The organism is Alteromonas sp. HB246098, assembly GCF_054890645.1.
The window spans coordinates 842,300-854,120 of the sequence record NZ_JBTZUG010000001.1; the positions used below are offsets into that span (position 1 = coordinate 842,300).

10 protein-coding genes and 4 tRNA genes are annotated in these 11,821 nt (G+C 43.3%); all 14 read right to left on the reverse strand.

The features are described from left to right. Positions 1 to 125: 125 nt before the first annotated feature. Entirely contained in the window at positions 126 to 1,295 is a 1,170-nt protein-coding gene (locus ACYTPF_RS03605) for an aldo/keto reductase (RefSeq protein ID WP_461851242.1), read from the reverse strand. A gap of 218 nt (positions 1,296 to 1,513) precedes the next feature. Beyond that, positions 1,514 to 3,238: an amidase gene (locus ACYTPF_RS03610; RefSeq protein WP_461851243.1), complete on the reverse strand. Its 1,725-nt coding sequence runs from the start codon at positions 3,236 to 3,238 to the stop codon at positions 1,514 to 1,516. A gap of 1,067 nt (positions 3,239 to 4,305) precedes the next feature. Continuing rightward, positions 4,306 to 4,396: transfer RNA gene (locus ACYTPF_RS03615), tRNA-Ser, on the reverse strand. 122 nt (positions 4,397 to 4,518) lie between these two features. Further along, positions 4,519 to 5,574: a quinolinate synthase NadA gene (gene nadA / locus ACYTPF_RS03620; RefSeq protein ID WP_461851244.1), complete on the reverse strand. Its 1,056-nt coding sequence runs from the start codon at positions 5,572 to 5,574 to the stop codon at positions 4,519 to 4,521. Between the two features lie 243 nt (positions 5,575 to 5,817). After that, positions 5,818 to 5,893: transfer RNA gene (locus ACYTPF_RS03625), tRNA-Lys, on the reverse strand. Between the two features lie 38 nt (positions 5,894 to 5,931). Continuing rightward, a tRNA-Lys gene (locus tag ACYTPF_RS03630) sits at positions 5,932 to 6,007 on the reverse strand. Positions 6,008 to 6,031: 24 nt separating this feature from the next. Then, a tRNA-Lys gene (locus tag ACYTPF_RS03635) sits at positions 6,032 to 6,107 on the reverse strand. Between the two features lie 291 nt (positions 6,108 to 6,398). Beyond that, complete coding sequence (gene ybgF, locus ACYTPF_RS03640) at positions 6,399 to 7,199, reverse strand: tol-pal system protein YbgF (protein WP_179982836.1); 801 nt, start codon at positions 7,197 to 7,199, stop codon at positions 6,399 to 6,401. Continuing rightward, positions 7,199 to 7,765, reverse strand: a complete 567-nt coding sequence (pal, locus tag ACYTPF_RS03645) for a peptidoglycan-associated lipoprotein Pal (RefSeq protein WP_014948870.1) — start codon at positions 7,763 to 7,765, stop codon at positions 7,199 to 7,201. Before pal ends, ybgF begins: the two co-directional genes overlap by 1 nt. A 40-nt stretch (positions 7,766 to 7,805) precedes the next feature. Next, positions 7,806 to 9,161 carry a Tol-Pal system beta propeller repeat protein TolB gene (gene tolB / locus ACYTPF_RS03650; RefSeq protein WP_461851245.1) on the reverse strand — a complete coding sequence of 452 codons (1,356 nt, stop codon included), beginning with the start codon at positions 9,159 to 9,161 and terminating at the stop codon, positions 7,806 to 7,808. Positions 9,162 to 9,165: 4 nt separating this feature from the next. Continuing rightward, positions 9,166 to 9,945 carry a cell envelope integrity protein TolA gene (tolA, locus tag ACYTPF_RS03655; RefSeq protein ID WP_420000788.1) on the reverse strand — a complete coding sequence of 260 codons (780 nt, stop codon included), beginning with the start codon at positions 9,943 to 9,945 and terminating at the stop codon, positions 9,166 to 9,168. A 109-nt stretch (positions 9,946 to 10,054) separates the two neighbouring features. Beyond that, complete coding sequence (tolR, locus tag ACYTPF_RS03660) at positions 10,055 to 10,474, reverse strand: protein TolR (protein ID WP_025254601.1); 420 nt, start codon at positions 10,472 to 10,474, stop codon at positions 10,055 to 10,057. Between the two features lie 29 nt (positions 10,475 to 10,503). Next, positions 10,504 to 11,193, reverse strand: a complete 690-nt coding sequence (gene tolQ, locus ACYTPF_RS03665; protein ID WP_461851246.1) for a protein TolQ — start codon at positions 11,191 to 11,193, stop codon at positions 10,504 to 10,506. Next, entirely contained in the window at positions 11,183 to 11,581 is a 399-nt protein-coding gene (gene ybgC, locus ACYTPF_RS03670) for a tol-pal system-associated acyl-CoA thioesterase (RefSeq protein WP_024015995.1), read from the reverse strand. Before ybgC ends, tolQ begins: the two co-directional genes overlap by 11 nt. Between the last annotated feature and the right edge of the window lie 240 nt (positions 11,582 to 11,821).

Consider the following 11,821-nt stretch of genomic DNA (forward strand, 5'->3'; position numbering starts at 1 on the left):
TTGCTCAGGAAACGTTTTTAACAAGCGACAATTGGCTGGTGTAGCTGGGTGAAGTGTAAGAACACGAATACGTAGTCCAATAAGTAGCACATAATTTAAAGGGCCAATATGGCCCTTTAATGTTTTTAAGCGTTAGGAACTGGTGCCGCTTGCGCGATAAGACCCTCTCCCTTGAGCTCACTCCAAAAATCGTTGGGTATTTTGACCTTCATTGCAGCTACATTTTCGTGTATTTGCTCTGCCGTTCTTGCACCAGGAATAATTGCTGAAACAACTTCTGGCGCTTCTGCGAACTGTAACGCCGCCGTCTTCATGTCGATACCATACTTATAAGCAATATTGCTGATTGCAGCATATTTTTGCTTCATTTTTTCAGGTATTGCGCTGTCGTAGTTGAATCTATCACGTCCAGCCAGGTAACCACCGTTAAGTGGAGCCCCCACTACCACTGACATGTCGCGCTTTTCAATCATAGGAAAGGTTTTCTGTAACGCAACTTCATGGTCGAGCAATGAATACTGCAGTGCGAGTAAAAATATGTCAGGGTCTGAATCTTCAAGTGATTTATAAACAGCCTCAGGTGTATTTATACCAAACCCCCATGCTTTTATGATGCCTTCGTCACGCATTTTTGAAAGCTCTGGCATTGCGCCTTTAACAGCTTCGTCGTAATACTTTACCCAGTCCTCGCCCATATCGCTGTTTTGTGGAGAAAGGTCGTGGATATAGACTATATCTAAAGACGACACGCCAATACGATGTAAGGTGTCTTCTATCGAACGTCGGGTACCTGATGCTGTGTAGTCATATTTGTAGTGAAAGGGTGAATGGTCTGCCCAATGCCACTTTTTCTCAAGAGGCTCTGAAGAAGGCGTAAGTAGTCGACCAACCTTAGATGATAAGACATAGTCGTCGCGACTTTTGTTACGTAATAAGTCACCAAACCTGCGTTCACTTAGGCTTAAGCCATAAAACGGTGAGGTATCGAAGTAACGTATTCCTGAATCCCAAGCTGCGTGAAGCATACTCAGTATTTCCTCATCTGGCGATATGGTATTGAAACCATTGCCAGCGGCCAAGCCTCCCAGCCCCATACGCGATAGAGGGCGGTACCTTTTACTGTCCCCTGGCCTGTTTACGGGTAACATTTCGTGACTATTGTAGAGCCCTCTGGTCGGCATAACCTCACCAGATGACGCTTTGACTTTGAGTTTGTCCGCGAGTGCGGTAGAACTTACTGCTGATGTGAGGCCTAGCGCAGCCCCAGCTTTGATGAAACTCCTTCGAGATACCATGGAAATGTGCTCCGTAGAAAACAATAAAAAATTGCGAATACTACGTAGTAGAGATACCTAAACCTGTACGTGGAAGATCAAGAGTAGGCGGATATGGGTGACGACTTATTTTAAAAGCTTTATTTATAATTGCTTAAGTCTAGTTAAATACAGAAGTTACTTCTGACGGAAGCACCCCCTTGAGAACAAGGTTGTGCTTTCGATCAGTTTAGAAAATTTTAATTGGAATTGCTTCCACTTAACACTCCAATCATAGACCCACTATTATACGACGCCTCTTCATTTAAAATTGGTGGTGACATATCAGGTGTTATTACTGGTTCCTGTCTAGGGTGATATGCTTGTTCATATGCAAAAGCAAAAGACAATAGTTCAGCTTCACTAAATTCTCGACCTAGCATTTCTAAGCCTACCGGTAATGGTGCTTCCGAGTCTATTTCCGAGTAGCCTACTGGCATAGTCAGAGCAGGAAAACCAGTAAAGGGGCTTATTCGGTTAGCAGAGCCAGTCGATGTCGGACTACTTCCATAGATACCAGCTAAACCAGTTATCGAAGGATAAATTAGAATATCGTATGCTACACCTAATCTATCCCCGTATTGGTCAGTATTATTTAAGGCTCGTGAAAATCTCTCTCTTACTACTGCAGGTCGTTCATATACGTTTTTTAAGTAGACGTCATCATTCCATCGATCTTCGCCTAGTAGTGCATAAAACGAAAAGCTGCCTTCGCTTCGCTCTAAATATTCTCCACTAGAATATACCTCATCAAAACTACGATAGTGTAGGTCTTCATTAGATGGCCAAGAAGATAGATAGTCTGTAAGGCTATATGAAAATTCATAACGCGACAAACTAACATAACTTGTCAGTGAATCTTCAAGCTCGGGAACCGTTACATCTTCTACAACAGCGCCTAGTAACCTCATATTGTCTATTGCAATGTTCATAATTCGTTGTACTTCTAAGTTTTCAGGACTATCACCATCTCCAAATAAGTCGCGAATAACACCAACTCTCGCCCCTTCAAAAGCATTTATATCTAGGGATTTGCCATAGTTAGTAACTCCAGTTTCAACTTCATACTGTGCTGGGTTAGTCATCAATGGAGCATCAATTGAATAGTCTTCTCTCTGCCCGCTATATTGGCTATCATCAAACCCCGTAATAACACTCAAAAAGATTGCACAATCTTCTACGTGCTTACACATGGGTCCAGCGGTGTCTTGAAAAGGAGCCAAAGGCATAATCCCATCTTGCGATACTAGTCTCATGGACGGACGTAAGCCGATTAACCCTTGTACGCTTGACGGTACACGAATTGAGCCCCCTGTATCAGTCCCAATTCCCATAACTGCTAAACTTGCAGCTACTGATGTTCCTGTTCCAGAAGAAGAACCTCCTGGTCCCTTTGACAAATCATAGGCATTTCTAGGGATGCCGCCTAAGAGGCTTCCACCTGTATAACCAAACGCATATTCATGAAGGTTTGCCTTACCAATGATAATCCCGCCAGCTTCAATTATTTTTTTTGCAATATACGCATTTTCTACTGGCTGATTATTAGCTAGTGCCCCGCCCGTTGTTGGCATATCGTTTGTGTTAACATTATCTTTTAAAGTAACTGCGATACAGTGCAATGGTCGCAATTCCTTAGTTTCTTCGAAGGACTCGTCAAGAGCAATTGCTTCTTCAAGTGCATTTTCGTTGATATATAGTAGGGAATTTAGTTCAGGTCCCATTCTATCCAGAGCATTTATTCTGTCCATCTGCGCCTCAATAATTTCTTCGCAGGTTGTCTCTTTTTTTGATATAGCGCTGTGAATGTCCGAAATCGAAGCTCCGACTATGTTAAAAGCGTTTTCGTCGTCATCTGAAGTAGCTTTACCGCCGTCATTACAACCTGTTAAAACGATAGCCAGAAATATTAAAGTTTTTTTCATAAAAGTCCCTATTAACAAAAATAAATTTGGAAACGAATACCGCTACAGTTAATAGCTAGTTTAATCGCCTCGCCAATTACAATTGCACGATAAGAACCATATTTTCTAAAATACGCGATTACACTTTAAATCATCGATAATTTTCGGCGAACAACATATAAACAGAACTAAATAAAAACAATATTAAATATCACTTAAAAAGAGCGCACCATATTGGTTCAAAACTTGGGAAGAAGTCACTTAAAAAGGGAAACAGACGAGAGAACCAATATGCCATTTAACTAATATAAATCAGTATATTACTAAAAAAAATGTTATATTCATCCGTAAATACATTATAGTAAATTTGCTAACTCACTTATAACCATTTTGCCTTAGAAAAAATTGGGCAGCGCAAGAAAATCTCACGCAATATTTATCAAAAACACCTTATTAAAACATTATTTAAAGAAAAATAAGTGAAATAAAAGTTGATTTATACAATCTAAAATTAACACCATAAGAAAAACTACAGCAAATTATAAAAAACAAACTATCTTTGAAAACCATTCAACGATATCTTCCTTAGCGTATAGCCTTTCAAACGTATGATTGAAAATCCAGATAACAAGTTAATTTCTCATGTCAAAAGGTAACAAGACAATGACCTGCTTGTTAATATCCCATTCTCTTCTTTAAAAAAGCACCTCAATATTGATAAAACTCTCAATTAACTAGTAAGTGTTGAGGTTTCGAAAAAAAACGCTATTGGCAAATTGAGCCTTAAGTTGTTATAGAGAGCAATTACTATTGCATTCGCTAGGACTATTAATGATTAACATTTTGGCGGATTATATTGGGCACGGGTAGGACAAACCGTGCCAGAAGTTGACTAAAGTTTAAGTTTGTATGCTAGCGTGGTAGAGCCTGTTGTCTGTACGAACCCAAGAACCAATCCACCGTTGATAAACATTTCGGAATCCATGTAATAGAGTTGGGTTGGCAGACATGAAAGATAGCAAACACCTCATTTCAGGGATCGTTGATTTAGGCACAAAAAAACCGGCGTAAAGCCGGTTCTTAGTATTTGGCGGAGAGAGAGGGATTCGAACCCTCGATACGCTATAAACGTATACACACTTTCCAGGCGTGCGCCTTCAGCCACTCAGCCATCTCTCCAAATTTTGTATCAAGAAGATTTCAACGACGAAAACCCTTGAGCGCGCGTATAGTAGGTAAAGCCGCGCGCTTAATCAAGAACTTGCTGGAAAATATTCAGCAAGTGCTTATAAAACGTGCGGTTAAAGTCCGCCTTTCGCTTTTAGCTCGGCTGAAAAGTTAAGCATGCGATCAAGTGGAATCAGTGCGCCTTTACGCAATTCATCATCAACAAAGATTTCATGCCCATCAGTTTCGCCCGTTAAAGACGCCTTAATCGCTTCTAAGCCGTTCATTGCCATCCAAGGGCAGTGAGCACAACTTTTACAGGTAGCGCCGTTACCGCCCGTTGGAGCCTCTATAAACGTCTTCTCTGGAGTAAGTTGTTGCATCTTGTAAAAGATGCCTTTATCGGTAGCAACAATAAAGGTGTCGTTTTCCATGGTTTGCGAAGCTTTTATTAGCTGACTGGTTGAGCCAACTGCATCTGCCATCTCTACCACACTTGCGGGTGATTCAGGGTGAACCAGAACCGCTGCGTTTGGATATAGCGCCTTCATATCGGCAAGCTTCTGTGCAGAGAATTCATCATGGACAATACATTCGCCCTGCCACATTAACATGTCAGCACCGGTTTGCTTAGCAATGTAAGAGCCTAGGTGTCTGTCAGGGCCCCAAATGATCTTTTTGCCCTGGCTGTCTAAATGCTCAACGATTTCAAGGGCAATGCTTGACGTTACTACCCAATCAGCGCGTGCTTTCACAGCGGCCGAAGTATTCGCGTAAACCACAACGGTGTGATCAGGATGTTGATCACAAAACTCGCTGAACTCTTTTACCGGGCAACCAATATCAAGGGAACAGGTCGCTTCAAGGGTAGGCATTAGTACGGTTTTTTCCGGGCTAAGAATTTTCGCCGTTTCGCCCATAAAACGAACGCCAGCAACAATTAACGTTTGCTCTTCTACATCTCTACCAAATCGCGCCATTTCTAACGAGTCAGCTACACAACCGCCAGTTTCTTCAGCAAGCGCCTGAATTTCGTGGTCGGTGTAATAGTGTGCGACAAGCACAGCGTTACGAGCCTTAAGTAAGGCTTTGATCTCTGCCTTTAACTCAGCTTTACGTGCTTCTGATAATGGCTGTGGTTTTGCTGGGAACGGGTACTCTACCTGATCCACTCGAAATGCTACTGACATTAACCTACATCTCTGTTGCGACAAGGGTGCGGATTATACCCAACTGTCATAAAAATTACATACTACCTATTCAACATAAGCGTAATTAAATAGTCGTATTTGTGCTTACCTGTTCTACTACATGGGGTTAGGTAAACCAGATCAAAGTAAAAATGAGATGAGTAGCGTTTTAAACGCAATAAGCATTAGCGTTTTGTACTGAGGAGATTATTTAAAAAAGGAATATTTGAGTTTGGGACTTGATGGTGGGTCGTGCTGGATTCGAACCAGCGACCAATTGATTAAAAGTCAACTGCTCTACCAACTGAGCTAACGACCCATCAAGTGACACACAGATAAGTTTAGCAATTCAAATGATGGTGGGTCGTGCTGGATTCGAACCAGCGACCAATTGATTAAAAGTCAACTGCTCTACCAACTGAGCTAACGACCCATCATTTGATGCTAGGAGAGAAAGTGGTGGGTCGTGCTGGATTCGAACCAGCGACCAATTGATTAAAAGTCAACTGCTCTACCAACTGAGCTAACGACCCTTTCTTTCCTGTTGTTGCCTGTGTCTTGGCAACGGCGGCATATAATACTCAGATTTTTATTCGACGCAACCCATAACGTCCTTTTATTTTCATTTTTCTGTCAAATTACGACTAAACGGTCAAAATGAAAACAAATCGCTGGGTATTTATACCAGCGCTAAATGAGTTTAGTCACTTTTCTACGAAACTCAGTAAAAATTGGAGCATTAATTTTAGGTCGCTAAAGCGGAATATTTTGAAAATTTTTTTGTTTAATGTATAAAAAAGCCTCTTTAAAAGAGGCTTTGTTCATTACAAGTTATTTAATCTAGGTTCAGCTAGGCGTTTTGCTGAAGAATCTGGATATTCATTTACGACTTGTTGAAATAGCTGTCGAGCCGTTGCACTGTCTCCCGTACGTTCGGCAATCACACCAAGCTTCAACAGAGCGTCAGGGCGCTTAGTAGAGTCGGTAAAGCGATTAGCAACAATATTGAATTGCTCACTTGCCTCACTCCATTGCTGCTTATTAAACAACAACTGCCCTAACCAGTAATGCGCATTTGGCGCGTAACCACTGTTTGGAAAGCGCGAAATGAACGACTGAAACGCAGGAATGGCCTTATCGTACTCTTTAGACTTGAGGATGAGGTTCACTGCATTTTCATACGCTTCATCTTCACCAGCCTGTGGCGTAAGCGCTTGTGCTGGCGTTGGTGAAGACGTTGAACTTACCGAGCCTGGGTCAACACCTGCACTAGGCATAGCACTACCTTGAAGCGCACCACTTTGCTTAAGGGCTTCTACGCGCTTATCTATTTCAAGGTAAAGCTCACGCTGACGCTCAAGTACTTTTTGAAGCTCGTTGGTATTCACTTCAACCGCACCGCGTAGCTGGTCGACTTCCATTTGCATGTTGTCTAGCTGCGTTTGAAGCCTGTGCTGCATTTCAGTTCGGCTTTTCACAATGCGCTCTAGTACAACGATACGCTGCTCTAATTCACTGCCGCCATTAGCGTCTACCACGGGCGCTTGCGCAAATGCGGTAGAAACAGCAAGGGCGGCACATAAAGTGACGCCCATTTTTAATGTCTTATTCGCTAGAATAGTCATTAGCGGTAAACAACCACTCCGCGACGGTTTTGAGCAAATGCATACTCAGTAGAACCCATCACTGCTGGTTTTTCTTCACCGTATGAAACCACTGTTACTTGGCTGCTGCTTACACCAGCATTAAGTAGATAAGTCTCAACAGACTGTGCACGACGCTCGCCAAGTGCGATGTTGTACTCAGGTGTACCACGGCTGTCAGTGTGACCTTCGATAGTCACTTTAGTGCTTGGGTTTTTAACCAAGAACGCCGCATGTTTGTCTAGAATACGCTGGAACTCTGGCTTGATGCTTGAGCGGTCAAAGTCAAAGTAAACGGTTTGCTCGTTTTTCAGCGCTTCCATTTCTTGCTGAACCATTTCTTCTTGACGCTTCATGCGCTGAGCCGCTTCGGCTTTAACGCGCTGCGCTTCTGCTTCACGTGCTTCTGCTTCTGCAGCCGCTTGTTCTTGTGCAAGACGGTTACGTTCAGCTGCCAATTCTTCTTCGCTAGGGCCTGAAGAACATGCCATCATTGTCACTACTGGCAATGCGATAATGAAGCTCTTCATCACTTTATTCATTTGCATCCTACTAATCCTTAAATTTTATTGTTTAGTCGTTAAATTGTTAGAACAAAAATGGTGACCAACTTGGCGATTTAACTTGCCCATTGGCTGCTGGTAACCTAGCTTTAAAACGCCCATCTAAAGAGACCAGTGATAGTACTTGAGTCCCCTCGTGAAGGGTGCTGTAAATAATCATGCTTCCATTCGGCGCTACACTTGGTGATTCATCTAAGTACGTCCGTGTCAGTACTTGAGGTGAACCACCATCCAAAGACTGCTTAGCAATGTGATAGTTCCCATTAGTTTGGTTAACCATGATCATTTGCTTGCCGTCAGGGGTTAGCGTACCGCCAAGGTTCTGCTCACCTACGAAGGTAACGCGCCTTACTTTCCCAGAATTTAAATTTACGCTATATATCTGGGGTTTACCACCCCGTTCCGAGCTAAATATTAAACCGCTGCCATCGGGTAGCCACGCAGGCTCCGTATCAATCGCTCTATTGCGCGTGACTCGGCGAAGGTTTTTCGTCGCTAAGTCCATCACATAGAGTTCAGGGTTTCCATCTTTCGATAAAACCATAGCAAGTTGCTTGCCATCTGGCGAAAATGTAGGACTACTGTTTATTCCAGGAAAATCAGTAATGCGTGTACGCTCACTGGTGTAAATATCTTGAATGAATATTTGTGGTCTTCGGTTTTCAAAGCTTACATAAGCTAACTTCTCGCCGTCAGGTGACCATACCGGCGACATAAGTGGCTCAGGTGACGACAACAAACGGGTTTCGTTCTCGCCATCATAATCTGCAATCACTAATTGATAGGGCTTGTCCACGGTATCGCGGTCGCGAACAATGACATAAGCAATTTTCGTTAAAAATGCACCGCGAACGCCGGTTAATTTTTCATAGACGATGTCGCTAATTCGATGCGCATACTGGCGAAAATCTCGTCCGTTGATTACGGCCTGACGGGAAGCAAGAACATGATTGTTACTCGATACTAAGTTGCCGTCTTTAAGTACCTTAGCTTGGCCATTGTCAACTTGCCCTTTGAGGACATCAATCAGCTCATACGATACAAGAAAGCGATCGCCGCCTTGAGGCTCAATGCTTCCCACTAATACGGTATCAACACCAAGCGTTGCCCATGCGGTGAAAGACACTTGCTCAGCGGTTTCTGGATACTGTGGCATTTTATCTACAGAGACCGGGTTAAACTTACCGCTTCGCATCAAATCAGCCATCACCACTTTAGAAATGTCGCCTGGCATACTGCCTTGCCCTTTCCACTTAAATGGCACAACACCGATTGGCCGGGCGCTATCTACGCCCTCGGTTATTACAATTTCTAAGGATGCAAATACTTTGACACTAAAGGCCATCGAAATAAGCGCTATCCATAAACCTAGTTTTTTCATACCACTATAATTCCACTTTTAAAGTTATGTCTTTTAGCTGCTCGTAAACATCGGGTGCATCTGACACAGGTAGCTTTTCTGCACGGCGTACTGCACTCTCTGCTGCGCGGCATAGCGCGTCGTTACCGCCAAGTACACGAATACTGGTTACAAAACCTGTGGTAGCCAGCCGTATATTCAAGCGGCAAGTTTTACCGCTATAGCTGTCGTCAGAATACAAGTTGCGCTTGATAGTTTGCTGAATTAGCGCAGTGTAGCGCTCAACTTCAGTTAACACTTGCTTTCGTCTACGCTCTCGCTGAGCCGCTTGCTCTTGCGCTAACTGCTCTTGCATGATTCTTTCCATCTCTGCACGTTCAGCCGCTTCTTTCTTCTTCCGCTCGGCTTCAGCTTTCGCTTTTGCTTCACGTTCCTTGCGCTCTTGTTCCTTCTGCGCAGCAAGGCGTTCTAACTCTTTTTGTCTTTTTGCCTCGGCAGCCTCAGCCTCACGCTTTTCTTTCGCACGCTTAGCTGCTAGCTGCTGTTGACGCTTTTTCTCAGCTGCCGCTTGTGCTTTTCTTTGCTTCTCTCGCTCTTGGGCTCGCGCCTGCGCCTCGGCTTGTGCCTGGGCCTTCTTCTGGTCGGCTATAGCTTGCGCATCAATGAAGGTTGCTTCAATTACCGGCGCATTAGAGGGAGCGTTAGGCAGCGGCTCGGGCGAGAAACTGACGCTAATAAGTAACAGTGCAGCAATAATGGCATGCAAACCTAACGACTTGTATAAACCAAGTTGTTCAGGCGTCATTTTACTTTTCTTGTTACCTTTTTGTTTCGCCCCCAGGCGCTCTCCTTCTTTCGAAGAAGCATTTTTGTGCTCAGTGCTGTTGGACACTTCAGGTTTCGACATATCTATTTTACTCAACCGGATCCGTCATTAACCCTACTGAAGGCACACCAGCTTGTTGCAACAATACCATTAACTGTATCACTTCGTTGTACGCCACCTGCCCATCACCTTTCACAACAACAGGCGTGTTAGGCTCTTTGGTTAACTGCGCTTTCACTATGGCACCCAGCTCATCTTCACTGATTGGTGATTCTTGGTCTTCACCAACATTTAAAAAGTAACGGCCTTTAACATCTACTGACGCAATAATGGGTGGGTTATCTTCTTGCTCGATTGGGTTAGCACTTGCTTTAGGCAAGTCAACTTTTACCCCTTGCGAAATAAGTGGCGCCGTTACCATGAAGATAATAAGTAGCACTAACATCACATCGATGTAGGGTACAACGTTTATCTCTGATACCGGTCTGCGGCGTTTTCTTACATACATAACAAGTCCTCCGTTTGGAATGTAAACGCTTAGGCTTGTTGTTGTGCTTGCGCAGCAACCGCTTGGCGATGAAGAATTGCCGAGAACTCTTCCATGAAGTTGCCATAGCTATTTTCTAGCTTCTCAACTTGGTGACTAAAACGGTTGTATGCAATTACAGCTGGAATAGCTGCAAATAGACCAATGGCAGTTGCAATAAGCGCCTCTGCAATACCAGGCGCTACCATTGCAAGGGTAGCTTGCTGTACTTCACCTAACGCGATGAAGGCATTCATTATTCCCCACACTGTTCCGAAAAGACCGATGTAAGGACTGATAGAGCCTGCAGTAGCTAAAAAAGGTAGACGACTTTCTAGTTCTTCAACTTGACGTGACATAGAAACACGCATAGCACGGTAAGTACCGTCAACAATGCCATTAGTTGCCGTGTTTGACTTGCGCAGGCGAACAAACTCTTTAAAACCTGAACAGAAAATGCTGCCCATACCGGTTAGGTTAGTTCTTGCCGAAAGCTCTTGATAAAGACGATTCAGGTCAGCGCCTGACCAGAACTTATCTTCAAACTGACGCATTTCGTTGCGTGCCGCCGACAACGCTTTGCTGCGTTGAAATATGAAAGTCCAAGACGCAACTGAAACGCTAAAAAGTAAAAGCATAACAAGTTGAACAATAAAGCTTGCTTGTAAGAACAAGCCAATAAAAGTGAGATCAGATGACACGCGAAATTTCCCCTAACAAAGTACGTGGTAATCTTTTTGGCTTCATTACAGCCAAATCGACGCAGGCAACCTTAATATTTCCTGATACTAAGGTAACGCCTTGTTCATTTTTAATATTTTGTTGAAACGTCATACTAGCGCCTTTCAATTCTACAACGCGAGTTTCAATACTCAACAGCTGATTAAACCGCGCTGGCGCATAGTTATGCATTTCAACGTGTTTGACGACAAAAGCGATGGATTGTTCCATCAGCGTGTCTTGTTCAAAACCTAGCTCGCGAAGCCACTCTGTGCGCGCTCGCTCCATAAACTTAAGGTAATTCGCATAATAGACGATACCGCCTGCGTCGGTGTCTTCGTAATACACTCTTACCTGATGTAAATGCATAACTATTCCCTTACCCAAAAATTTAATAATCCAAAACGGAGTTAAAATAACTAATTAGCGCGACAAAATGCAGAACAAAAACACTCCACAAGCCCCACCAAAGCTAACATTTAATTAAAAATAAACCAATATGAAACACCCAGTTAACACATTAGTTTTTCTAATCCAAAACAACAATTTTACTCAATTGTAGTTTTTTCTGCTCTCCCTATAATGCACAGCATCAGTCGTACAGAGCGT